A 23,107-nucleotide genomic window follows, 5' to 3' on the forward strand; every position below is an offset into this window, starting at 1 on the left:
AGAAACAAATAAGGTTATAAAACATCTTTTAGTCGTTGAAGCAAACTGTTAAGAATATCATCCCCTCCTCCGGTTCCGGAAAACGGAAAGCATTTTTGTTTCACATCATATTGTGGCTCTCATTGCCTCTGTTCTCACAGCAGTATTACACCGGCAATCCTGACTCCATTGTTATTCTCTCGGTGCAGTTGATGGATGAGTCCACATTGAAACCAATACAGTTCGCCCATGTTATCAACCTGCGCACCTTCAGAGGCGGTATCAGCGATACGTCAGGCATGTTCCGTTTACCGGTAATGCATGGCGATCTTCTGCGGGTTTCCTCCATCGGATACTTTGATCAGTATTACCTGGTACCCGATACACTCAAAGGATTTGTCAGGCTGGAAATACTTATGCGGCAAAAGGTCTATCTGATCAACGAAGTCCGGATCAATACCCTGGGCAATTATGAACAGTTCCGGAGAAAATTCGTATCAACCGAACTTCCGGATAAGGAAACACGGGAATTACAAAGAAAATTCCGGCAGATGGCCCGGGATACTGCAATGAAATCGGCACCCGTAAGAACCGGTATTCCCCTGAACTTCCCAAGCCCTGAACAACGCCTCGAAATGCAACGCCAGGAATTGTACAAAAAACTGCGCGAACAGCGCATTATGGACGATAAGTTCAATCCGGTTATTGTCAGCCGGCTGACAGGGCTTCAGGGAGATGATCTTTACGAATTCATGCGCTACTGCAATTTCAGCAGGGATTACCTGCTCAGCACAAACCACTACGACATTATGATAGCTACGCTTCATGCCTTTGAACAGTATAAACGAATTAAAGGCAGAAATAAATAACAATTTGCTAATTCTTCCGGTATGGAACTTCCCGGCTTTCACGACATAGAAATGGCCCATGAACGCATTCGTAAGGTAATTCACAGAACACCGGTAATGACCTGCAGGGGAATTGATGCTATATGCGGTGTGAGCATATTTTTTAAGTGTGAGAATTTCCAGAAAGTTGGTGCCTTTAAATTTCGCGGGGCTTCCAATGCAGTACTTTCCATGACGAAGGAAGAGATTTCCGGAGGAGTTGCTACACATTCATCGGGAAATCATGCGGCTGCCCTTGCCCTTGCTGCCTCGCAGCGTGGCGTACCGTGTTATATTGTCATGCCCCGCACAGCTCCCGGCATTAAGAAAAAAGCAGTGGAAGCCTACGGAGGAAACATTACGTTCTGCGAACCAACACTGGAAGCCCGCGAATCAACGCTCAACCAGGTAGTCGAAAAAACAGGGGCTGTTGTTGTTCATCCGTATAACAATCCATTGGTCATTGCAGGTCAGGGAACTGCATCCCTTGAACTGCTCCGGGATGTTCCCGGGCTGGATGCTGTCATCGCTCCGGTCGGAGGAGGAGGCCTTCTCAGCGGAACCACAATCTGTGCAAAAAGCCTGAAACCCGACATTCAGGTCATCGGCGCCGAACCCGCTATGGCCGATGATGCCATGCGTTCCCTGCGCGAAGGCAAAATCATCCCTTCGGTGAATCCCCGCACCATTGCCGACGGACTGCTAACCTCACTGGGGTCCATTACCTTTGCCATACTCTCTGCCTACAACACCACCATTCTAACGGCTTCTGAGGAAAACATCGTTCGCGCCATGCAACTCATCTGGGAACGGATGAAAATCATCGCAGAACCCTCATCAGCTGTTGCCCTGGCAATTATCCTCGAACATTCCGGTTATTTCAGAAAAAACTTTTCAAGGGTGGGCATCATTCTTTCGGGCGGAAACGTTGATTTGCAGAATCTGCCGTTTGCTCCGGCAAAACCAGCGTAGCCAGCACAGGAAAATGGTCGGAATAGGGAATCCTGAGGGTATTCATCTCAGCCACGCTGAAAACAGGATCACTCAGGATATAATCAATACGAAAAAAAGGCCAGTACGGCAGATTATACGTATAGGATAATCCGCTCCCGGCCTCGGTAAACGTATCATTCAGCCTGCCCCGGATAATTCGGTACGTATAAGAAACCGGCGTGTCATTCAGATCACCGCACACAATTACCGGGTATACGCAGGACGCAATATGCCGCGCAATTTGAGTTACCTGCTCCGAACGTTTAAGATACGCTTCCCGGAGCCTGCTGTAAATGTCTTTCACCTCCTGCAGATGACGGTCGGAATAAGTTAAACGCAGGGTGTCGAGAAAATCATAGTTGGCTTTCCTGAAACGTACCGACTGCAGATGGGCATTATAAACCCTGATGGTATCCTTTCCGAAAAGGAGGTCGGTATAAATGCATACGTTATACGTATTTTCAAACCGGATAGCCCCCTTCCGTAATATCGGATAACGGCTGTAGGTGGCGATGCCATATCGCCCCCCCTGATGATCGGTAAAGTAATAATAAAAATAGGCATGTGGAGCAAGTGAAGCTCCCTGAGGGATTTCCTTCAGGGTAAGCCTGGATTCGGCACGGGAATAAAACTCCTGAAAACAAAGCACGTCAGCCTGCAGGGAATCCACAAAATGAAGGATTCCTCTGGCGGCATCCTTGTTGTGAGCCCAGTCATACAAATTGAAAGCCCTGACATTGTATGTAAGAATCCTCAGACTATCGCCGGAACATGCACTTTTGTTTTCTCCTGTTTCTTTCCGTATGATGTTCGCAAAAGGGAACCTGACAAAACGCTTAATCTGCACAGAGCCTGCCAGTATAACAGCCAGGGAAATAAACAGGGCCAGACGCCGGGAAACAGCCCAGTAAACAACAAAAAAAACATTAATGATCAGCAGGAAAGGAAACATCAAGCCCAGAAAAGGCGCTATCCGCAGAAAACCCGGCGGAATAAGGGGAGAGAGTACCGATGCAAGCAGGAGCAACGCAAAGAGAACATTGATGTAAATAATAATATGCCTGAGAAAACGTAACACAGATGCAGGTTTTATTATTTACCCATCCGGAAAAGCTTTTCCTTTTCCTCCCGGGTAAGGCTTTCATAGCCGCCTTTTGAGATTTTATCGAGTATTCGGTCAATTTCGGCCTGTTCATCCGCCTTGCGCCGGTTATACTCCATGTCATCCCCTGTTCTTTTGTAGGCCACATGCACTTTTGACTTCCTCCTGAAAGGGGAAGCAAGAAAAGAGAAGACGGTATCCATAAAACGTGAAAACCCGCGGCCCAGATCCTTGCCTTTTTTATACTGCCAGGCATACATAATACCGTAAAATGCTCCTCCCAGATGGGCAATATGACCGCCCGGATTCCCGTCAACGGGAATAAATATCAAATCTGTGAGAATAAAAAACAGGGCAATGTATTTGATGCGCACCGGCCCTATAAAAATCAGATAAAACGTATAATCAGGCACCAGAAAAGAAATGGTTATGGCAACGGCCATGACGGCAGCTGAAGCTCCCAATGCCCATGAAGCGCCGGAGAAAGGAACAAGCGCCGGAATGAAAGCATAGGCCAGAACAAACAGAAAGGCCCCCGCCAAACCACCCAGCAAATAAACATTCAGCAGCTTCTTCTGGTCAAGGTACATGAGAAACACCCTCCCAAACCAATAGAACCAGAGCAAATTGAAAAGAATATGCAGAAAATCAAAATGAAGGAACATGTACGAGATCAGGGTCCAGGGACGGAAAAGCAAGGTGGCCGGATTGGCCGGAAGCATGAGGTACTCCATCACATCGTGGTCAAAGCTCTGCCGGATGGCAGGCCCGCCAAGCAAATTCCCGCTGAAAAGGGCATATAACGTATACGTCAGCCGTATAACAATAAAAACTCCCAGGTTGATGTAAATAATCCTGGTCAGTGAACTGCCCCTGCGGAACGATTCTTTAATTTCCTCCCATATCTTCATACCTCAAAAAAAAGTTTTTCTGTCAGCTTTCCAGATTTTGATCAGAACAAACCCAAAAATCATGCCGCCCAGATGGGCAAAATGGGCTACCTGACTCCCCGGTTGCGTAATTCCCAGATACAATTCCAGCACACCATACAAAATAACAAAATACTTTGCCTTCATTGGTATCGGAGGGAAAAGCAACATAAGCTGGGTATTGGGAAACAGCATCCCGAAAGCAAGCAGAACGCCGAAAATTGCCCCCGAGGCACCAACCGTAGGAATGTCCATCCGGAAGGTCAGCAGATCATTGAAAAAAGAACGCGCTCTTTCCAGGTACACCGGATTCGACGGATCGGCCGACCAGTAAGTAATCAGCTTGTCATATACCTGCGTATAGTAAGCAGGAAATTGCCGCTGAATCAGATCGGCAAAACCGGCCGGCGTGGGATTACCTGCCATGAAACGGTCCATGCCGTTCACCATCGCCTGAATCTGAAAATGATTCACCAGCAGGTGAAGCGAGGCTGCTCCCAGCCCTGTAATCATGTAGTAAATGAAAAAACGCTTCCCTCCCCATACCTGCTCAAGAACCGGCCCGAACATCCAGAGCGCAAACATATTGAAAAAAATATGCGCCAGCCCTCCGTGCATAAACATATGCGTTACCAGCTGAAGCGGTTTGAAATACGCCGATTTCCAATAGTGAAGGCCCAGAAGATTGATCAGAAAATCCGGGTTATGGTAGAGCATCCCTGCCCCCCAATTCGCAATGAACAGTACAACATTGATCAGGATCAGGTTCTTAACTACAGGGGTAATATTCCTCATTCTTTTTCAATAAAATAAAGTGCGAAAATACTCATCTTAATAACTCCCCGCAATATGAATTGGTTCAGCGGAATTTTTTTTCTATTTCATCCATTGTTATGATGGTCAGTATGGCCCGGCCATCGAACGAAAAACTCGGGTTGGAACAGGCAAACAGTTGGTCTGTCATCAGGTTCATCTCTTCCTGCGTGAGCATCTTGCCGTAAGGAATGGCGGTCGCCCTGGCCAGGCTTTCTGCAATTTTTTCCCTTCCCATCCGGCCGGGATCTCCTTCCTCTTCCCGCACTGTATGAATAAACAATCGGATCATCTCTTCCGGATCACTCCCTTTCCATTCCGGCGGACAGCCATACAGCACAACCGAACCGTTGCCAAAATCCCTCAGGTCAACCCCGGTTGACTGCAAATCCTGCAGCAGGGGCAGGAGAAACTGGTATTCATCTGTTGTCAGGGCTATCTGGCGCGGGAACAATTCCTGCTGGGAAGCCGCCTGCCGGCTTTTCAGTCCCTCCAGGTACCGCTCGTACAAAATCCTTTCGTGTGCCTTCTTCTGGTCAATGACCATCAGGCCCGACCTCACAGGGGTAACAATATACTTTCCCTTCACCTGAATAAACTTCCCGGGAATCTGTTCAGCCCTGCTTTCCTGCTGAAAGAGCCCGGGCTCGCCTTCTTTCTCTTCCGGTGCCTTTTCGAAACCGGAGTAAACCTTTTCCCAGTTGAGCAGTTCTGAGGTATGAAGCGAAGAAGCATACCTTGCAGTTCTCCTGCGCTCCGATTCCTTTTCAAAGGGATTGTATTCAGGGTCTATTTGTATTTCAGGTGTTCGTATTTCCGTATTTTTCTGCAGTACCGGAATTTCAATACCGGCATCAGCTTCAAAATCGAGTGAAGGGATGATGTTGAATTTGCCCAGCCCCTCCCGCACACTGGCATGAAGTATCTGCCAGATGGCCTGTTCATCTTCAAATTTCACCTCCGTCTTGGTAGGATGAATATTCACATCAATGCTTTCAGGAGGCACTGTGAGAAAGATAAAATACGAGGGGACCGTACCCGAGGGCAAAATCTTTTCATACGCCTGCGCCACCGCCTTATGAAGATAACCATGGCGGATAAACCGGCGATTCACAAAAAAATACTGGTCACCGTACGTTTTTTTTGCCAGCTGTGGTTTCCCGATATACCCTCCTATGGAAACAAGACTGGTTTCCGATTTAATCTCTACCAGATTCTGCAATGCCTGTCTGCCCATCAGCCGCACAATGCGCTGCAGAAGCCCTGAGGAAGGAAGGTTGTATAGCTCGGCATTGTTATGCATCAACACAAACGAAATATCATGAAAAGGAATCGCCACCCTGAAAAATTCCTGCAAAATATATTTTTGTTCCGTGGTGTCTGACTTGAGAAATTTCCTGCGTGCCGGCGTATTGAAAAACAGGTTTTTTACCTGAAACTGCGTGCCGGGATTGCATGCAACCGGTTCCTGACCCAGAAACTTTGATCCCGAAATACGAACCTCCGTTCCTGTTTCGGAATCTCTGGTACGCGTGCGCAATATAACTTCCGCCACAGCCGCAATGGAGGCCAGGGCTTCGCCACGGAATCCCATGGTACGGATGGAAAACAAATCAGAAGCTTCCCTGATCTTGGATGTGGCATGCCGCTCAAAAGCCATCCGGGCATCCGTTTCCGACATGCCGCATCCGTCATCGGTTACCTGGATCAGCGTTCGCCCGGCATCCTTTACCACCAGCGAAATGTTCTTCCCCCCGGCATCAATTGCATTCTCGAGCAGCTCCTTTACCACCGAAGCCGGACGCTGAATAACCTCTCCTGCAGCAATCTGATTGGCAACCGAATCAGGCAACAAACGAATGATATCAGGCATAGAAAATTGCTTTCTACCGGTACACCAGAATATAAATCAGAAACAACAAAATGATAAGAATCGCCAGCAGCCTTAAACCGGAATTCAGATCATGCTTGCGTCTGATATCCCTGGCATCCCTCAGAAACCCCCTGCGCAAGGTTGTATAATGCTCCTCAGGATGTTTCTCTTTCTCAGCCGCAATCTCTGCCTCAATCTGCCTGATCCGTTCTTCCCTTGCCTCCTTCTGCGGATCATAATACCTCGGCGTATAATCAAACTGCCGGGGTTTCCTGGTCTGAAAAAATGAAAAAAAACTCATGACGTACTGATTTTTTTACAAAGGTATCCATTCCTGAACAATTTCCCTTGTTCATTTATCCCGGATTGCACATCAGGAGTGCAAGCGAACTAAAAAAATCTTTCTGATCCGGTTCTTCCTTTTTTTCATCGCAATGTGTTGTATTTCTTTGTGTTATATTTTTAAAGCATTGCCGGCACAAAAAAAAATTTCACCATGCTGTGCGAGATTTTCCCTTTTCGGGTATAAATCATAAAAAGACCGATGATGGATCGGGCTGGAATTTTTACTTTCGTTGCTGAATTCCAAACAAAAAAAGTATGGATCATTCACAGCTGACATTACAGCCCCTCATCAGAAAGTCTCTTGAAGAGGCCCGCCAGGTGATCGACCGGTTCATAGCAGACGAAAAAAACCTGCACCATATTGAACAGGCGGGGAAAATTATGGCGGAAGCCATCACCGCAGGCCATAAAATTATTTCCTGCGGTAACGGAGGTTCCATGTGCGATGCCATGCACTTTGCCGAAGAACTGAGCGGTCGTTTCCGCGATGACCGCCGTGCGGTGGCGGCTATTTCCATCTCCGACCCTTCGCATATAACCTGTGCCGCCAACGATTACGGGTTCGAAAGCATCTTTTCCCGCTATGTCGAAGCCATCGGACAAAAAGGCGATGTACTGCTGGCAATCAGCACCAGCGGCCGCTCAGGCAATGTGATCAAAGCGGCAGAAATCGCCCGCGAAAAGGAGATGAAAGTGGTGGCCCTGACCGGCAAAACCGGAGGAGAACTTGCCGGCATTGCCGATGTCGAAATCCGCGTCGATCACAAAGGCTATTCCGACAGAATTCAGGAAGTCCATATCAAGGTTATCCACATCCTGATTGAGATTATCGAAAAGCATCTGTGATCTATGCTGGTAAAAACATTTGCTGCTGCAGTACAGGGAATACAGGCCATTACCGTCACTATTGAAGTCACTACTGCCCAGGGAGCAAAGTATTTTCTGGTCGGACTGCCCGATAACGCCGTCAAGGAAAGCCAGCAGCGCATTGAATCAGCTCTGAAATCCGCCGGGTTTAAAATGCCCCAGCGAAGGCTGGTTATCAACATGGCTCCTGCTGATATCCGCAAAGAGGGCTCAGCTTACGACCTGCCCATTGCTATCGCCATCCTGGCCGCCGAAGAACACATCAAACCCGATAAAATTGGCCGGTACATGATGATGGGAGAACTTTCCCTCGACGGAAACATCCAACCCATAAAAGGAGTGCTGCCCATGGCGCTGAGGGCTAAAGAAGACGGATTCAGAGGGTGCATCCTGCCCCGGGCCAATGCCCGCGAAGCAGCAGTGGTCAACGGCCTTGAAATTTACGGAGTGGAACACATCAGTGATGTGATCTCCTTCATGAACAATGAAAAAGAATTGATTCCGGTTATCGTCAATGCCCAGGAAGAATTCTTTCAACAGGCAAACAAATACGATATTGACTTTTCTGATGTCAGGGGACAGGAAAATATTAAACGTGCCCTTGAGGTTGCTGTAGCCGGATCGCACAACATACTGATGATTGGACCCCCCGGCGCAGGAAAAACCATGCTGGCCAAACGGATTCCTACCATAATTCCTCCGCTCACCCTCGAAGAAGCCCTTGAAACAACAAAAATCCACTCCGTTGCCGGAAAAGTTGGCAAGGACATGGCCCTCCTTACCGTGCGCCCTTTCCGTGCCCCCCACCACACAACCTCCGATGTTGCCCTCGTGGGCGGTGGCACCTACCCCCAGCCGGGAGAAATTTCCCTGGCACACAACGGTGTGCTTTTTCTCGATGAACTCCCGGAATTCAAAAGAACTGTCCTCGAAGTCCTGCGACAGCCCCTCGAAGACAGAGTCATCACCGTGTCGCGGGCTAAATTCTCCGTTTCATACCCGGCCAGCTTCATGCTCGTTGCCTCCATGAACCCCTGCCCCTGCGGATATTTCAACCACCCCGAAAAAGAATGCGTCTGTTCGCCGGCCATCCGGCAAAAATACATCCACCGCATCTCAGGCCCCCTGCTCGACCGTATCGACATCCACATCGAGGTTGTGCCCGTCCCTTTCGAAAAACTCTCGGAACAACGAAACGGCGAAAGCAGTGCCGCCATCAGGGAACGGGTCATAAGAGCCAGAAAAATACAGGAAGAACGGTTCCGGGGTATCAAACATGTCCACTGCAATGCCCAGATGAGTTCCTCTCTCATCCGCAGGCACTGCCAGCTTTCTTCCCAGGGTCAGACCCTGCTGAAAAATGCCATGGATAAACTCGGACTTTCGGCCCGGGCTTACGACCGGATACTGAAGGTGGCACGCACCATTGCCGACCTCGACCAGAGCCAGGACATACGTACCGAACATCTGGCCGAAGCAATACAATACCGCAGCCTCGACAGGGAAACCTGGGGTACCTAACGGACGATCCTGGCGCTTCCTCCCTTTACGATTTTCTCTACTTCAGCAAGAGTGGCCATCGAAGTATCGCCGGGCGTCGTCATGGCCAGTGCTCCGTGAGCAGCTCCATACGCCACGGCAAGCTGCGGATCTTTCCCTTCCAGCAAAGCGTAAATCAGTCCGGATGCGAAACTGTCTCCTCCCCCCACCCGGTCAAAGATCTCAAGATTTTCAATTACCGGTGCCTCATGAAATTCCCCGCCTGCATAACAGATAGCCCCCCACGAATTGATGGTGGCCGTTTTGACCGTACGCAGGGTGGTGGCAACAACCTTAAAATTGGGGTAATCACGTACGGCCCTTTCAATCATTTTCCTGAATCCGGCTGTATTGAGCGAAGAAAGGTTTTCGTCAACCCCTTCTACTTCATAGCCAAGGCAGGCGGTAAAATCCTCCTCATTGCCCAGCATCACATCCACCAGCGGAGCAAGGCGCCTGTTCACTTCACGGGCCTTTTCAAGGCCGCCCGTAGCCTTCCATAACGACGGCCGGTAATTCAGGTCATACGAAACAATGGTGCCATACCGGTGTGCTGCCTGCATTGCTTCTTCAACAACTCCGGGCGTAGTCTCAGAAAGCGCCGCATAAATGCCCCCTGTATGAAACCACCGCACGCCGAGAGTACCAAAAATATAATCCCAGTCAACATCCCCCTTCTTCATAAGAGAAGCAGCGGTGTGCCCCCGGTCCGAAACCCCCACGGCCCCGCGGATGCCATAACCGCGTTCGGTAAAATTTAAGCCGTTCCGCACGGTGCGGCCTACCCCGTCATAAGGAACCCACCGGATAAAAGAAACATCCACTCCTCCCTGCAGGATGAAATCCTCCACCAGATGCCCGACTTCATTGTCAGCCAGAGCCGTAACAACGGCCGTCTTCAATCCGAAACACTTCCTCAATCCCCGGCTCACATTGTATTCTCCTCCTCCTTCCCATACCCTGAACGAACGGGCCGTTCGGATCCTTCCCTCACCAGGGTCGAACCGTAACATCACCTCACCCAGTGAAATACAATCAAATTGGCACTCTTCACGATTCCTGATGTGCAATCCGTTTTTCATAACTGAAATTTTAAGTCACTAATATTGAAGATATTACGATTTTTTCACTTCCTTCTGCTCCCGAACGCAATGTAACAGGAAAAGTTATACCTTTGTTTGCTTTTTTTGCTAAAAATATGGCAGCAAACAAATTTGCAGTCATCGGGCTTGGCCGGTTCGGCACCTCCATAGCCCGCGCACTTTCAAAAAACGGAGCCGAAGTGCTGGCGATCGATATGAATCAGGAACGGGTGGATGTTGTTTCAGCTGACGTAGCCTATGCCATTGCTCTTGATGCCATCGACAAAAAGGCTCTTGCATCCCAGAACCTGCAGGATTTTGACGGGGTGGTGGTTGCCATAGGAAACGATTTCGAACACCTTCTGCTCTCCGTGGTAGCCTTGCAGGAACTTGGCATCAAACGGATCATCGCCCGGGCCAGCGGCCGCCGCCAGCGAATTATTCTGGAAAAACTCGGTATTACCGAAATCTTTCAGCCCGAAGAAGAAGTGGGAACACTCGTCGCCGAGCGCCTCATCAATCCTTCGCTGATCTCCTACCTCCAGCTGCCCGACGAATACCGTATCGCCGAAATCAAAACCCCGAAGAACATTATCGGAAAAACCGTGGAGGAAGTCAGGTTCCGCGATAAATACCATATCAGCCTTGTTACCCTGAAACACGTTGAAGAAATTCTCAAGGATACAGAAATGTATTCCGAACACCATATCAAAGGCGTACCCAGTTCTCAAACCATCATACAGGAACAGGACTTTCTGGTAGTCTTCGGTAAAGAACCTGATATTGAGCGTTTTATTGAAGTAAATTCGTAATTTTCCTGTTGACTTCATGCCATATCTATTTTTCAAGTGGAGAGAGAATCTGCGTTTAGCCATTTACGATAACCGGCAGAAAATCCTCACTACCTTGCGCATCATCGGAATGCTGGTTGCCACCACGGCCATTGTCAGCATCCTCTATCTGTACGGATTCCCGAAGACCTCCGAATCGGTGCGCATTACCCGCGAAATCATTCAGGCAAGCCTTTTGTTCTACCTGATTAAATACTGGATTAAGCTGTTTCTGAGCCTCGACTGGAAACAATTCATCCGCCAGAACCTGTTTGAATCATTTATCATGTTCTTCCTCATGATAATGATATTGCTGTATCTGTTTTTCAGAACCAGCGTACAGCAACTCTTTCAGGAGAATCTGAACATGGAGATGTTTTCCTCTTATACCGTCATATTTGTCCAGCTGTATTTCTTCATCATCTTTGCGCTGGAACTGGGACGCGGCAGTCGTTTTATTGCAAAGGCCCATATCGGTCCGGCCCAGTTGCTCGCCCTGTCGTTTGTGCTTCTTATAACAATGGGAACCATTCTGCTTCTCCTGCCCGAAATGACTACCTCCCACCACATCAGCCTCATTGATGCGATCTTTACCGCCACCAGCGCCAGTTGTGTTACCGGCCTCACAGTGGTCGATACTGCCTCCTTCTTTACCGTCAAGGGACAGGTTGTGATTATGCTTCTGATTCAGCTGGGCGGATTGAACATTATATCGTTCGCAACTTTCTTTGCTACGCTCTACCGGCAATCCACCAGCCTGCGTTACCAGTCGCTGCTGAAAGAACTTCTGAGCGTTGAAGGTTTTTCTGACACCAGGGATCTTCTCCGGCGTATTTTTTACTTCAGTATCTCCATCGAAGCCATTGGCTGTTTCTTCATTTACTTCGTCTGGGGAAACCAGATTCTGTTTGAAGATAACGGTCAGAAAATCTTCTTTTCGGTATTTCATGCCATTTCGGCCTTTAACAATGCAGGGTTCTCCCTGTTCCCGAACGGATTGTACGAACCGGTGATCCGGAACGCCTGGTACCTGCATATCGTTATTGCCGTGCTGATCTTCTTCGGAGGAATCGGGTTCCTCGCCCTGGAAGATCTGATCAGCATCAGAAGCATCCGCGATCGCATCCGGAACCCATGGAAAAAAATATCGGTAAATACAAAAATTGTTTTGTTTACCTCACTTGCTCTTATTCTCTTCGGTGCGGTCATGTTTTATCTTCTCGAAAAAAACAATACCCTCAAGGGCATGGATGTTTTCGGAACAATTGTTACCTGCCTCTTCCAATCGATAACGCCACGAACGGCAGGATTTAACACAGTTGATTTTTCCCATCTTCTTACCCCTACCCTCCTTATCATTATGTTCCTCATGTTCATCGGAGCTTCACCAGGTTCCACGGGAGGAGGTATCAAAACCACTACCTTTGCGGTCATTGTCAAATCGGCCCTGGCTACCATTTCGGGCAAGAAAACCCTTGAATTTTTCCGGCAATCCATCCGCGAAGAGGCTGTTGGTAAGGCTTATGCCATCGTTTTGTTTTCCATGTCACTGATCTTTATTTCCACCTTGCTGCTTACCATTACCGAACCCGACAAAGGTTTTCTGCAACTTATTTTTGAGGAAATTTCAGCCTTTGGCACAGTGGGTCTGAGCACAGGAATTACACCCCTCCTGTCCGAACCCGGCAAAATTATCCTCATCTTCACCATGTTTGTGGGAAGAATCGGAACCCTGACCCTTGCCCTGATTTTCAGCCGCAAGGTCCTCTATACCAAATACCGCTACGCAACCACCTATCTGCAGATTGGTTGATTTTTCAAGGATATTCCCCTGCCATAGCGGCATTATTGCAGACGATAGCCACAGAAGAATTTCAAGAACCCCGAAAGGATGGCATTATGAAAACAGCTAATTATTTCGCCCCTTCGGGATTGGATAAGTATCACATTACTTTCGCAAGATTAAGACCAAACCTGGCAATAAAATACAGACAATTCATCTGGAATGCAAAAGAGCCAATGCCTGAATCGGGCCTATCAAAACAAGAAAGTAACCGGGGTATCTGCATATAACATTTTCACATGCAGGATTCTTCAAAACGGATTATGGATCAGGAGCGAAGCGAACTAATGCGTATTGCATATGCCTTGCCCGCCGGCATCCGGCTTTACCCCTCCGCGACGCAATGAGAACCGCCGTTTCACTCTTCCCCCTTGAGCCTTTTCCTGAGAGTATATACCTGCTGAAGAAGTTCATTTTCGCGTCGCTCATATTGCTCCTGCGTAGCCCTGAGTTCTTCCATGTTCTGCCGCATTTCTTCCTCCTGGGCAGCCATCTCTTCTGCCTGTTGCCTCGACTGTTCCAGAAGATGGGCAGTCTGCATGTTGGCCCTCACCTGGGCTATGGTTACAGCAGTGCTTTCAGCAACATCTTCAATGAATTCCCTTTCATGAGGCTCAAGAAGCCGGAACGAAGCAAGTTCAATCACTCCGTACACAACATCGCCGGTTATCACCGGAACCAGCAGCAACACCCGGGGCAGGGCCTGCCCTGTTCCGGATGTAATCTGAACATAATCTTCCGGTATCTCGGTGAGATAAATTGTTTCCTTTTCCATCGCACACCGCCCCACAAGCCCTTCACCAGGTGCAAAATGTTTTTCCAGCATTTTATCGCGACCGTAAGCATAGGCACCCCGGATAACAAGATACTGCTCTCCACCAGAATCTTCCTCAACCGTGAATAAAGCTCCCTGATTGGCCCCGACATACCGTACCAGATGGCTGATAACCTGCCGGGCAAGATTCTGCAGGTCATTACTGTTCCGGCGCAGAATGTCGCCAAACAATGCAAGACCCCTGGCCGCCCAGTTGCGCTGTTCGTCTTCCTTCTTCCTTTTTGCCTCTTCCTCCGCCGCCTGTTTAAGTTCATCCCGCATGCTGATGAGCGCATTCCCCAGCATGTCGTTCTCGCTGAGAGGTTCATAGGAAATGGTAAAATTCCCTTTCCCAACTTCAAGCGAAAACCGCGTAATGTTGCGCATTACCCCGATCAGCTTCTGAACAGCACCGGCCATAACTCCGATTTCATCTCCCCTTTGCGGCAATCGCGCGTCGGGAATAACCCCTTTCCCCATTTCCTCCAGAACTCCCGTCACAACACGAAGCGGCCTCACAAAAGATACCATCAGAAAAATACCGGCACCGGATAGAAGCAAAAGGAGCATCAGCAGAAAAAACTGATTCGTGCGGCTGACCTTTTTGTACAGGAAAACCTGCTCATCAATCAGCTGATGATATTTTCCTTCAGGCACTGCAGAAAAACGGCTCAGTTTTCTCAATGCCTCATCGTAACGCTCCGCCATTTTCATTCCTCCGGCTGCAAATGCATCCTCACCAATAACTGAATCCTGCAAGAAATGATGAACGCTGTCAAATGATTCCCTGATTCCCCCGCCGGATGCCTCTGCCGCCAGCTTCATCCTCAGCAAAACCAGGTGCATGCTTTCTGCGTTCTGTCGGGTCAGTGCCTGTAACTGGCTTTCCGGGGAATATTCCGTTCCTTTCTCCGCCAGAAACATTTTCGCCTCAAGAAGATTGTACTTCAGCTCAGCAATACCCATCTGCAAAGGAACCAGCCCTGTGGTGATACAAAGGTCGTTCGCTCTCAGCTTAAGATAAATCCTGTGAACCGATAGAGACCATACCAGAACAAAAATGCCTGTTATTCCGAAAGCAAGGACAAGTTTCAGACCTACCGGTAAGCGTACTTTCATGAATCAGAATTTATTCGGCAAATTCTACCTTCCGATGATGACTGCCTGTTTGTTTGTTGCTAACAGCCAGTCGCCATTCCATTTCAAAGATACAAGAAAATTCCTTTACCGGATACTGAAATCATGGTCAATTGCCCTGCGCAGGCGTTCAAGTGCCCTTTCGAGCAATGCCCGTGGACAGGCCACGTTGAGCCGCATGAAGCCTTCTCCTCCCGGGCCAAACATAGCGCCATTGTTGAGTCCGATTCCCGCCTGCTTCACCATGAAATCCCCGAGCTGTTCCGGAGACAAGCCGAGCTTCCTGCAGTCCAGCCACATCAGATAGGTTGCTTCCGTGGGTATGGGTTCAATTACGGGTATATGCTTCCGGAAAAAATTCTGCGCAAACTGTATGTTTTCAGAAAGATACTCCAGCACCTCATTCAGCCATTCCTCACCGTACCGGTAGGCTGCCTCGGCGGCTGTGTAACCAAACAGATTGCCCGATCCGGTATGCACTTTACGGCAAAACGATTCAAATTTTTCGCGCAGTTCGCTGTTGCTGATAATTACAGCCGAAGTGGCCAGACCAGCCAGATTGAATGTTTTGCTGGCCGATACGCAGGTAATGGTGCGCCCGGCAATTTCTTCATTCAGTGCAGCCATTGGCAGATGCCTGTAACCCGGCAGGGTCAGGTCGGCATGGATTTCGTCAGAAAGCAATATCAGATCATATTCGCGGCATATGTCCGCCAGTGTTTCCAGTTCTCCGGCAGTCCAGCAACGGCCTGCGGGATTGTGCGGATGACAGAAAAGAAGCATGCGGGCTCCCCGCGAAGCCTTTTCCCTGAGATCATCCCAGTTGATTGTATAACGCGAATTCTCCAGCTTCAGCTCGTTGTAGACCAGCCGACGACCGTTCTCCTTAACCGCCGAAAAGAAAGGAAAATAAACAGGCGGCTGAACAATGACCCCGTCGCCGGGCCTGGTAAAAGCATTCACGGCCAGATGAAGGGCCGCCACCACACCCGGCGAAAAGACAACCCACTCCCTGCGCACAGACCACCGGTGCCTCTTTTCCATCCAACCGGCCAGCGCTTCATAATAGCCGTCGGGAACAAAAGTGTATCCGTAAATTCCATGCTCAACCCGCTGACGCAAAGCCTCCACCACTGGCTCCGGACAACGGAAATCCATATCGGCCACCCAGAGCGGTATCACATCTTCCGAACCAAAAGTGTGCAACACCCCGTCGTATTTGACCGAGTTTGTTCCGGTGCGGGGAATGATCCTGTCAAAATTGTACTTCTTCATCGTTTCCTATCCCAGAAAAAATTCCTGCCCGGGGTACAGCAATTCCTGCCTGGCCTTCTCCGGCGGAAAAAGAAAATACTCCACCAGCCCTTCGGAACAGAGCGTACCATCCTGGTCAGTAAGAGTTACCCTGATTGCCGCCAGCCTGCGTTTCTGCTCTGCCAGACGGGCCCGTAAAACCAACGGCCCCTTGCTGATCCTGACCGGCTTATGATAGGTAACCTCCATCCGCGCCGTTACACCCGCAGTGCCCAGCTTTGCGAAAACAAACCAGCTCGCCGCCTCATCCATTAATGTGGCCTGCACACCTCCATGCAATACTCCCGTAAAACCCTGAAACCGCCTGTCAGGATTCCACCGGCTCACAACCTCCTCCCCTTCCTCCTCGAAATGCATCTTAAGGCCAGAATCATTATCAGGACTGCATCCAAAACAGTTGTACCCTTCCGTTCCTCGGAAAGGATTATGAATACTTCGTGCCATGGCTTTTTTTACAAGATTATGAAATTTTGCGAAATATTGAACTATTTAGTATATTTGCGTACTTATTTGCTCATTACATTTCATGAAATATATACAAACATGATAAACCCAATTGAACGGCTTCTCATCCTTCTGAAAATTAAGAAACTGCCATAACGGAAGCAAAGGGATGCAAGGCTCATCAACTGGCCCCAATAATCATATCGTTTATGGAACAACAGGGAATTGAAAAATCAACAAAGGTGGTCCTCACCGGGGAAGCCGCTTACGCCGGCGGAGCCATTGTCAGCAAAATTCTTTACAAATCGGGCTCCGGGAATCTTACCCTCTTTGCCTTTGACAAAGGCCAGGAACTCAGCGAGCATTCGGCTCCCTATGATGCCTGTGTGCAGGTCATTGACGGAACAGGGGAGATTATTATCAACAAAGTACCCTTCCGGCTTTCCGCAGGCGAGTTTATCATTATGCCGGCCAATGTTCAGCATGCGGTAAAAGCTGTGGAGCGTTTCAAAATGCTGCTCACCATGCTTCGGGGTTAAAAAGCGATGCGGTACGAAAACAGGGTTTGGTTCGAGAGGGAGACCGTCTCCCTGATGATTGGCATGTATTGCCGTGCCCTGCATGGCAGTCCTTCCCTGTGCGATGAATGCTCCCGTCTGCAGGAGTATGCCTTCACCCGTATTGAAAAATGCATACTGCACCCCGCCAAGCCGGTATGCTCTGAGTGCCGGATTCATTGCTATAAACCAATGATGCGCGATCAGATAAAACAGGTAATGCGCTTTGCCGGCCCCCGCATGCTCACCCACCATCCCCTGAGGGCTCTCGTTTATCTGTGGCTGAAATACGTTGTTTCCCGAAAAACCGAAACGGCTACGAATACCCTCCGGTCATGATGAACAGCGGCTGGAATTCAAAGCTTTTGTAATGCGGCCTGAGCCGTTCGGTATTGTAAAACCTGTTCACATCAACCAGTTTCTTGGTGCTGGTTACTACATCTATGGGGGCATTGTCATACCTTCCGTTGCGCAGTACAATAAGCCTTCCGTGAATACCTTTCAGCACCAGGTCCAGCGCAAGGTTACCGTAAGCCATGGGAACGATGGAATCAATGGCATCGGGGTCACCGCCACGCACCAGATACCCCAGCTTCTGATTGATAACTTCCACCGTCTTCCCTTTGTTGTACTTCCTGGATAGCTCCTTGATCTTTTCCGAGACAATATCGCCTATGCCTCCTAATTTCGCATGGCCAAATGCATCGGTCTCCTTGTTCTGGAAAACCATTTCGTCCATTCCCTTGAACGTGGCTCCTTCGGAAATAAGAACCACCGAATATTTGCTTGGATTGCGGTTCCGGTCTTCCACCAGCAGTTCAACCAGCCGGTCAATATCGAATTTGTATTCGGGGATAACACACCGGTTGGCGGCCCCGGCCATGGTGGGCAACATGGCAGTAAACCCGGCATACCGGCCGAACACTTCCATCACCAGAATGCGTTCATGCGAACCGGCTGACGTCCGGAGTTTGTTGGTAAGCTCTATGGTGCGGGTTACACAGGTGCTGAACCCGATACAGTAATCAGTGCCGGGAACATCATTGTCCATGGTTTTGGGAATGGCGATAACCCGTACACCTTTTTTGAACAGATGTACAGCATAACTGAGGGTATCATCCCCCCCAATGGGAATCAGATAGTCAATCCCGAGAAAGTCAAGGTTTTTGATCACATCCTCGGTCAGATCATTCACATCCTTATTGTACTTATCGGCAAGATGGGCCGGAACTTCTGATTTTTTAACATTGATGGGATTCGTACGGCTGGTGTGAAGAAATGTTCCTCCGGTTCTGCCGGCCTTGTTGACAATTTCTTCCGTAAGTACCATGTATTTGTCACTATTGTCAGCTTCCTTGTCAGGAATAATCTCCATCAAGCCAGCCCAGCCCCGTTTAAGCCCTATTACCTGAAAACCCTCTCTGAGGGCACGAATGGTAACGGCCCTGATGGCCGGGTTCAGACCGGGCACATCCCCACCACCGGTAAGGATCCCGATCGTTGCTTTGTGATTTTTTGAGGCTGCCATAGTTGATTGTTTTTATGGTTGGATTCCGGTTCGAACATGATAAAAGTAAACCATTTCAGCCAAATATACAAAAATCCGTATGGCAGCAAAACCCCATCCATTCAGGGTATAAAACATTAAGGGTGAAGTACTGCAACATCTTCAGCTTCTTCACCCTCCGGTAGTATGTGCATCATCCTTCTTTGCTCAATAAGCAGAGAAATTCTCGTCCCACTCCAGAATTTTGAAAAAGTCAAATTCTTCCGGGTTCTGAACAAATTTCTTTGCCGCCTTATAGTCCTGCTTGGTTACATAATGCAGGTTGTTTCGGTAAACAAGCTGGCACTTGTTGGAATCTATGTTCACCAGGCGGGGGCGCACTTTCCCCGTTTCATCCTCAACGTCTTTCAGATAGAGGGGCGATACATTCCCTTTACGGTCAATGGTGATCATGCATCCTGTTTCCCCTTTTTCAAACAACCTGTACACACCCAATCCCAGATGGGTGGCGTAGGAAAGGTCGTAAGCAATCGGAACGCAGCAGCGCAGTTCGTAACCCAGCTCATTGGGACGGCTCTTTACCTTGATCTTCAATGTTTTAAGCTTCTGCTGGACCAGCATATTGAAAATGTGTGATTTGCTCACATTGCCCAGCTCAGGATGGCCATGATCATCATAGGTAAAGTTAATCCCCGTACCAATGATTTCCTCATCGTTCATAAAATGAAAAACGCCTTCGCTCACAATGGCCACCCCGTAATCAATGCCCAGAAGCCTTCTTTTTACCATGGATGAGATGATGAGATTGGTGATTTTTTCGAAGGTAATCTTGGTCTTGTTGAACATTTCGGGGATGATGATCATCGGAAGATGGCATGCAGTGCCAATTCCAAAGGCCAGGTGCCCTGCTTCCCTTCCCATGGCAGAAACCACAAACCAGGTGCCGCTCGTACGGGCGTCTTCATAAATCGTATTGACAATCCGTACCCCCTCTTCCTTGGCCGAATGGTATCCGAAAGTGGGATTGCCTTCAGGCAGGGGCAAATCGTTGTCAATGGTCTTTGGAACATGAATGGTAACCAGTTTCAGGTTTTTCTCTTCCAGCCATCTCGACAGGCGCAATGCCGTTGATGCAGTATCGTCGCCTCCGATTGTTACAAGAAGTTTGACGTTGTTCTTCTCAAAAAACTCCTTGCGGAATTCATCATCGCGCGGTTTATACCGGCTCATCTTCAGGGCCGAACCTCCTTTGCTGTATATGGCATCGGCAAATTCCCAGTCCAGATAATCATAAACCGGTTCCTCGGCAAAAAGGCTTTTATACCCTCCGTGAATCCCGATCACCTGATAGCCGTTCTGCAAAAAAATCTTGGTAACCGAACTTACTACCGTATTGATGCCCGGAGCCGGCCCACCGGCGCATAGTATCGCAACTGACTCTTTCATAGCTCGTTAAATTCGTTTAATTGTTACTACTTGTTTATGTTTTAAGGTATTGAACCAGCAAATATGGAAAGAAATTTTTTCTGTACTCATCCGGAACAACTTTTTTTTCACTTCCGCCATGCATCCTTCTGCTGTACACGAAAGAAGAAACCTTCGTTGCAGGAACTCCGGAAAATTCCGTATTTTTACACAAATTCGCCGGGCTACATGAACAAAAATGTGGAGATTCTGCTGGAAAAGGCACGCCGGTACTGCAGTGCACGCGAAACCTCACGGCACGATATGAAGCAGAAGCTCAGGCAATGGGGGACGCCTCCTGAAAACATGGAAGACATTCTCCTCTCCCTGGAAAAGGAAAATTTTATTAATGAATCCCGTTTTGCCCGGGCAGCAGCCGGTGACAAATTCCGCTTCGAAAAATGGGGAAGAATGAAAATACGGCATTTCCTGCTTCAGCACCACATCAGTGAACCCGTCATTGAAGAAGCTCTTCAGTCAATTGATGAAGAAGAATACCGTTCGCTCATTTACCGCGAAATAAAAAAGAAGAACGATACCATTGCGGCAGGCAACCTATGGGAACGCAAGTCAAAACTCTTTCGTTTTGCCCAGGCCAGAGGCTATGAAAGCGAACTGGCCCTGCAGGCACTCGACCGGATTCTTAATGAATGACTGTTTTTTTCTTACTTTTGCGCCGCAAATAAACAACGAGCATGATCACCACCGAAAACATCAAAGAGCTTAAGGAACGGCATGAAGCTCTCCGGAGGCATCTTTGACATCGACCGGAAGCGCATTCAGATCGAGGAAGAAGAACAGAAAACCCATGCCCCTGACTTCTGGGACAATCCCAAAGAAGCCCAGAAACAGCTGAAGCTGATTGCCCAGCTGAAATCATGGACCAGTGCATTCGATGAAATTACCCGGAGCCTCGAGGACCTTGAGGTGATGCTTGAATTTTACAAGGAAGGCGAAGCCTCTGAAGAGGACGTAACAAACGCCTACCACCAGACGCTGACCAGGATCAGCGACCTGGAGCTTCGCAACATGCTCGGGAAAGAAGAAGATGCCCTTGGCGCCGTTCTTAAAATCAACGCCGGGGCCGGAGGCACCGAAAGCCACGACTGGGCCCAGATGCTTATGCGCATGTACCTTCGCTACTGCGAAAGAAAAGGTTTTAAGGTAAAAGAAATTGACTACCTGGCCGGCGAAGAAGCCGGCATTAAAAGTGTTACCCTCGAAATTGAAGGGGAATATGCCTACGGGTACCTGAAAAGCGAAACAGGTGTCCATCGCCTGGTGCGCATTTCTCCTTTCGATGCCAATGCCCGGCGCCATACCTCCTTTGCCTCTGTCTTCGTAGCCCCACTGGTTGACGATACAATTGAAATTGTTATCAACCCCGCCGATATTGTTTTTGAAACCTACCGCTCAAGCGGTGCCGGAGGCCAGAACGTTAACAAGGTGGAAACGGCAGTCCGCCTGCGCCACCTGCCCACCGGCATTGTCATAGAAAACCAGGAAAGCCGTTCCCAGCTTCAGAACAAGGAAAACGCCCTCCGCCTGCTGAAATCCCAGCTCTACGAAATGGAACTACAGAAAAAAAGGGAAAAAATCGCCGAAATCGAAGGCCAGAAAAAGAAAATTGAATGGGGAAGCCAGATCCGCAACTACGTACTGCATCCCTATAAACTGGTTAAAGACCTTCGCACCGACTATGAAACCTCCAATGCCCAGGAAGTACTCGACGGAAACCTCGAGGATTTTGTAAAAGCCTACCTGATGGAATACGGAGTGGCTTCCTGAATCCAGTAAGCCCGGATTGCGCATTAAACCCAAGTACCATGAATTAACAAATTCAACCAGGCTATAGCAAATTATTTTTAGAGGAAATTCTACAATTGAAAAACTAATTGACGAATTTGGGATTATCACATCTTGACTCACATCTTGAAATGGAATACAATGCTGATCCAATCACGAAGGGATGGCATTATTATAGAAAATTCCATCAGGAGAAACAATGAGAACCCCGAAGAGGTGGTATTATAAGACAGCCCATAATGCCGCCCCTTAAGGGCTTTTATTAGCTTCTTACCATTCGATCATTTTCATGTTTTGAACAAACAGCACGAAAACGGAGGTTTCGAATTCCAATGTCCATGGTCACATCCATGGTGGGTATAACGAAAGCCGTTGCAACACCGTAGGTGTTGAAGAAAACTACATGTATTCAACCTTCCGGAGGTGAAAATTCAGGAATCTGGTTTCAGCTGGTTTTGCCCGGATGCCGGCATGCAAAGGCAACGCTCTGCGCATTAATTCGCTTGCTCTCCTGATGCACAATACGTTTTAAAACTAACCTCCAACGAAACCCGGATCAATCAATCCAAAAACTTGACGAACTTTTACCCTGTTGGAAGGGCTGATAAAAAACAGGCTTTTGAAATCAAGAGACATTTTGCCGAAGGCTTACGTTTAAAGACCCTGTAATGCGTGAAAGGCTCAATGAAATTGAGAAGATGGAAAAAGAAGATACAAAACCATATCCTTTATGCTATTGTTGGTCTTACTAAAAGTATGATACAAAAAAATATTGCTGCATAATAAAACAAAAAAGCCCAGTTATGGGCTTTTTTGTTTAAAGTTAGGGCTATTTTACAGCTTGGCTATCTCCATATATTTCTTTCATACTTTCCTTTACTTTTAAAAAATTTTTCCGATAAGGATCAGGATATTTTTTTATCATTTCATCAATTTTGAGCATATATTTTTCATAATATTGAAAATCACCTGTTTTACATAA

General features: G+C 48.3%; 21 protein-coding genes. 10 read left to right on the forward strand and 11 right to left on the reverse strand.

The window, feature by feature from the left end; all coding sequences use genetic code 11:
- The first annotated feature begins 35 nt into the window (after positions 1-35).
- Positions 36-848 carry a hypothetical protein gene (locus tag GX419_12860; protein NLI25586.1) on the forward strand — a complete coding sequence of 271 codons (813 nt, stop codon included), beginning with the start codon at positions 36-38 and terminating at the stop codon, positions 846-848.
- A 21-nt stretch (positions 849-869) separates the two neighbouring features.
- On the forward strand, positions 870-1,838 hold the full coding sequence (locus tag GX419_12865) for a pyridoxal-phosphate dependent enzyme (protein ID NLI25587.1): 969 nt from the start codon (positions 870-872) through the stop codon (positions 1,836-1,838).
- On the opposite strand, the gene GX419_12870 is transcribed toward GX419_12865, so the two are convergent.
- The 5 genes from GX419_12870 to GX419_12890 all read right to left on the reverse strand — a co-directional run bounded on the left by GX419_12870 (position 1,774) and on the right by GX419_12890 (position 6,877).
- Entirely contained in the window at positions 1,774-2,937 is a 1,164-nt protein-coding gene (locus GX419_12870; protein NLI25588.1) for an endonuclease/exonuclease/phosphatase family protein, read from the reverse strand. The two genes, GX419_12865 and GX419_12870, sit on opposite strands and share 65 nt — an antisense overlap.
- 14 nt (positions 2,938-2,951) lie before the next feature.
- Positions 2,952-3,872, reverse strand: a complete 921-nt coding sequence (locus tag GX419_12875) for a rhomboid family intramembrane serine protease (GenBank protein ID NLI25589.1) — start codon at positions 3,870-3,872, stop codon at positions 2,952-2,954.
- Positions 3,873-3,875: 3 nt separating this feature from the next.
- Positions 3,876-4,685: a rhomboid family intramembrane serine protease gene (locus GX419_12880; GenBank protein NLI25590.1), complete on the reverse strand. Its 810-nt coding sequence runs from the start codon at positions 4,683-4,685 to the stop codon at positions 3,876-3,878.
- Between the two features lie 64 nt (positions 4,686-4,749).
- On the reverse strand, positions 4,750-6,576 hold the full coding sequence (mutL, locus tag GX419_12885; protein NLI25591.1) for a DNA mismatch repair endonuclease MutL: 1,827 nt from the start codon (positions 6,574-6,576) through the stop codon (positions 4,750-4,752).
- A 13-nt stretch (positions 6,577-6,589) separates the two neighbouring features.
- Positions 6,590-6,877, reverse strand: a complete 288-nt coding sequence (locus GX419_12890; protein NLI25592.1) for a hypothetical protein — start codon at positions 6,875-6,877, stop codon at positions 6,590-6,592.
- A gap of 299 nt (positions 6,878-7,176) precedes the next feature.
- On the opposite strand from GX419_12890, the gene lpcA reads away from it, so the two are divergent.
- Together lpcA and GX419_12900 are read left to right on the forward strand one after the other, a co-directional pair.
- The gene (gene lpcA, locus GX419_12895; GenBank protein ID NLI25593.1) at positions 7,177-7,767 is read left to right on the forward strand and encodes a D-sedoheptulose 7-phosphate isomerase; all 591 of its coding nucleotides are present in this window, start codon (positions 7,177-7,179) and stop codon (positions 7,765-7,767) included.
- A 3-nt stretch (positions 7,768-7,770) separates the two neighbouring features.
- On the forward strand, positions 7,771-9,309 hold the full coding sequence (locus tag GX419_12900) for a YifB family Mg chelatase-like AAA ATPase (protein ID NLI25594.1): 1,539 nt from the start codon (positions 7,771-7,773) through the stop codon (positions 9,307-9,309).
- Here the strand turns inward: GX419_12900 and GX419_12905 are convergent.
- Positions 9,306-10,409 (reverse strand): sugar kinase, encoded by a 1,104-nt coding sequence (locus GX419_12905; GenBank protein NLI25595.1) that lies wholly within the window; start codon positions 10,407-10,409, stop codon positions 9,306-9,308. The genes GX419_12900 and GX419_12905 overlap by 4 nt on opposite strands.
- Before the next feature lie 116 nt (positions 10,410-10,525).
- Here GX419_12905 and GX419_12910 point away from each other — a divergent pair, with 116 nt between their 5' ends.
- Both GX419_12910 and GX419_12915 read left to right on the forward strand, forming a co-directional pair.
- Positions 10,526-11,221 (forward strand): TrkA family potassium uptake protein, encoded by a 696-nt coding sequence (locus GX419_12910; GenBank protein ID NLI25596.1) that lies wholly within the window; start codon positions 10,526-10,528, stop codon positions 11,219-11,221.
- 16 nt (positions 11,222-11,237) lie between these two features.
- On the forward strand, positions 11,238-13,052 hold the full coding sequence (locus GX419_12915; GenBank protein NLI25597.1) for an ATPase: 1,815 nt from the start codon (positions 11,238-11,240) through the stop codon (positions 13,050-13,052).
- Between the two features lie 388 nt (positions 13,053-13,440).
- Here the strand turns inward: GX419_12915 and GX419_12920 are convergent, their stop codons facing one another.
- The 3 genes from GX419_12920 to GX419_12930 form a co-directional block, all read right to left on the reverse strand.
- Positions 13,441-15,015 (reverse strand): GAF domain-containing protein, encoded by a 1,575-nt coding sequence (locus tag GX419_12920; protein NLI25598.1) that lies wholly within the window; start codon positions 15,013-15,015, stop codon positions 13,441-13,443.
- 105 nt (positions 15,016-15,120) lie between these two features.
- Positions 15,121-16,308 carry a putative C-S lyase gene (locus GX419_12925; GenBank protein NLI25599.1) on the reverse strand — a complete coding sequence of 396 codons (1,188 nt, stop codon included), beginning with the start codon at positions 16,306-16,308 and terminating at the stop codon, positions 15,121-15,123.
- A gap of 6 nt (positions 16,309-16,314) precedes the next feature.
- Positions 16,315-16,791: a PaaI family thioesterase gene (locus GX419_12930; protein NLI25600.1), complete on the reverse strand. Its 477-nt coding sequence runs from the start codon at positions 16,789-16,791 to the stop codon at positions 16,315-16,317.
- 209 nt (positions 16,792-17,000) lie between these two features.
- Here GX419_12930 and GX419_12935 point away from each other — a divergent pair, with 209 nt between their 5' ends.
- Together GX419_12935 and GX419_12940 are read left to right on the forward strand one after the other, a co-directional pair.
- Positions 17,001-17,330 carry a cupin domain-containing protein gene (locus GX419_12935; protein NLI25601.1) on the forward strand — a complete coding sequence of 110 codons (330 nt, stop codon included), beginning with the start codon at positions 17,001-17,003 and terminating at the stop codon, positions 17,328-17,330.
- 6 nt (positions 17,331-17,336) lie between these two features.
- Positions 17,337-17,687: a nitrous oxide-stimulated promoter family protein gene (locus GX419_12940; protein NLI25602.1), complete on the forward strand. Its 351-nt coding sequence runs from the start codon at positions 17,337-17,339 to the stop codon at positions 17,685-17,687.
- On the opposite strand, the gene GX419_12945 is transcribed toward GX419_12940, so the two are convergent.
- Both GX419_12945 and GX419_12950 read right to left on the reverse strand, forming a co-directional pair.
- Positions 17,665-18,876: an ATP-dependent 6-phosphofructokinase gene (locus GX419_12945; protein NLI25603.1), complete on the reverse strand. Its 1,212-nt coding sequence runs from the start codon at positions 18,874-18,876 to the stop codon at positions 17,665-17,667. The genes GX419_12940 and GX419_12945 overlap by 23 nt on opposite strands.
- Positions 18,877-19,062: 186 nt before the next feature.
- Entirely contained in the window at positions 19,063-20,301 is a 1,239-nt protein-coding gene (locus GX419_12950; GenBank protein ID NLI25604.1) for a 6-phosphofructokinase, read from the reverse strand.
- A gap of 63 nt (positions 20,302-20,364) precedes the next feature.
- Between GX419_12950 and GX419_12955 the strand changes: the two genes are divergently transcribed.
- Positions 20,365-20,973, forward strand: coding sequence for a RecX family transcriptional regulator (locus GX419_12955; GenBank protein ID NLI25605.1), 609 nt, complete (start codon positions 20,365-20,367; stop codon positions 20,971-20,973).
- Positions 20,974-21,014: 41 nt separating this feature from the next.
- A protein-coding gene (locus GX419_12960; GenBank protein NLI25606.1) for a peptide chain release factor 2 occupies positions 21,015-22,107 on the forward strand; the annotation gives its coding sequence in 2 pieces (ribosomal slippage) (positions 21,015-21,077 and positions 21,079-22,107; 1,092 coding nt in all).
- Positions 22,108-23,107: the final 1,000 nt, after the last annotated feature.

It is taken from the genome of Bacteroidales bacterium, from assembly GCA_012517825.1.
Lineage (GTDB): Bacteria > Bacteroidota > Bacteroidia > Bacteroidales > JAAYUG01 > JAAYUG01.

Bases quoted from the DNA above. Each gene is read 5' to 3' on its own strand.
- GX419_12865 (NLI25587.1), top strand. From the start codon at position 870: ATGGAACTTCCCGGCTTTCACGACATAGAAATGGCCCATGAACGCATT.
- GX419_12875 (NLI25589.1), bottom strand. From the start codon at position 3,872: ATGAAGATATGGGAGGAAATTAAAGAATCGTTCCGCAGGGGCAGTTCA.
- GX419_12880 (NLI25590.1), bottom strand. From the start codon at position 4,685: ATGAGGAATATTACCCCTGTAGTTAAGAACCTGATCCTGATCAATGTT.
- mutL (NLI25591.1), bottom strand. From the start codon at position 6,576: ATGCCTGATATCATTCGTTTGTTGCCTGATTCGGTTGCCAATCAGATT.
- GX419_12890 (NLI25592.1), bottom strand. From the start codon at position 6,877: ATGAGTTTTTTTTCATTTTTTCAGACCAGGAAACCCCGGCAGTTTGAT.
- lpcA (NLI25593.1), top strand. From the start codon at position 7,177: ATGGATCATTCACAGCTGACATTACAGCCCCTCATCAGAAAGTCTCTT.
- GX419_12900 (NLI25594.1), top strand. From the start codon at position 7,771: ATGCTGGTAAAAACATTTGCTGCTGCAGTACAGGGAATACAGGCCATT.
- GX419_12905 (NLI25595.1), bottom strand. From the start codon at position 10,409: ATGAAAAACGGATTGCACATCAGGAATCGTGAAGAGTGCCAATTTGAT.
- GX419_12910 (NLI25596.1), top strand. From the start codon at position 10,526: ATGGCAGCAAACAAATTTGCAGTCATCGGGCTTGGCCGGTTCGGCACC.
- GX419_12915 (NLI25597.1), top strand. From the start codon at position 11,238: ATGCCATATCTATTTTTCAAGTGGAGAGAGAATCTGCGTTTAGCCATT.
- GX419_12920 (NLI25598.1), bottom strand. From the start codon at position 15,015: ATGAAAGTACGCTTACCGGTAGGTCTGAAACTTGTCCTTGCTTTCGGA.
- GX419_12925 (NLI25599.1), bottom strand. From the start codon at position 16,308: ATGAAGAAGTACAATTTTGACAGGATCATTCCCCGCACCGGAACAAAC.
- GX419_12930 (NLI25600.1), bottom strand. From the start codon at position 16,791: ATGGCACGAAGTATTCATAATCCTTTCCGAGGAACGGAAGGGTACAAC.
- GX419_12935 (NLI25601.1), top strand. From the start codon at position 17,001: ATGGAACAACAGGGAATTGAAAAATCAACAAAGGTGGTCCTCACCGGG.
- GX419_12940 (NLI25602.1), top strand. From the start codon at position 17,337: ATGCGGTACGAAAACAGGGTTTGGTTCGAGAGGGAGACCGTCTCCCTG.
- GX419_12945 (NLI25603.1), bottom strand. From the start codon at position 18,876: ATGGCAGCCTCAAAAAATCACAAAGCAACGATCGGGATCCTTACCGGT.
- GX419_12950 (NLI25604.1), bottom strand. From the start codon at position 20,301: ATGAAAGAGTCAGTTGCGATACTATGCGCCGGTGGGCCGGCTCCGGGC.
- GX419_12955 (NLI25605.1), top strand. From the start codon at position 20,365: ATGGAAAGAAATTTTTTCTGTACTCATCCGGAACAACTTTTTTTTCAC.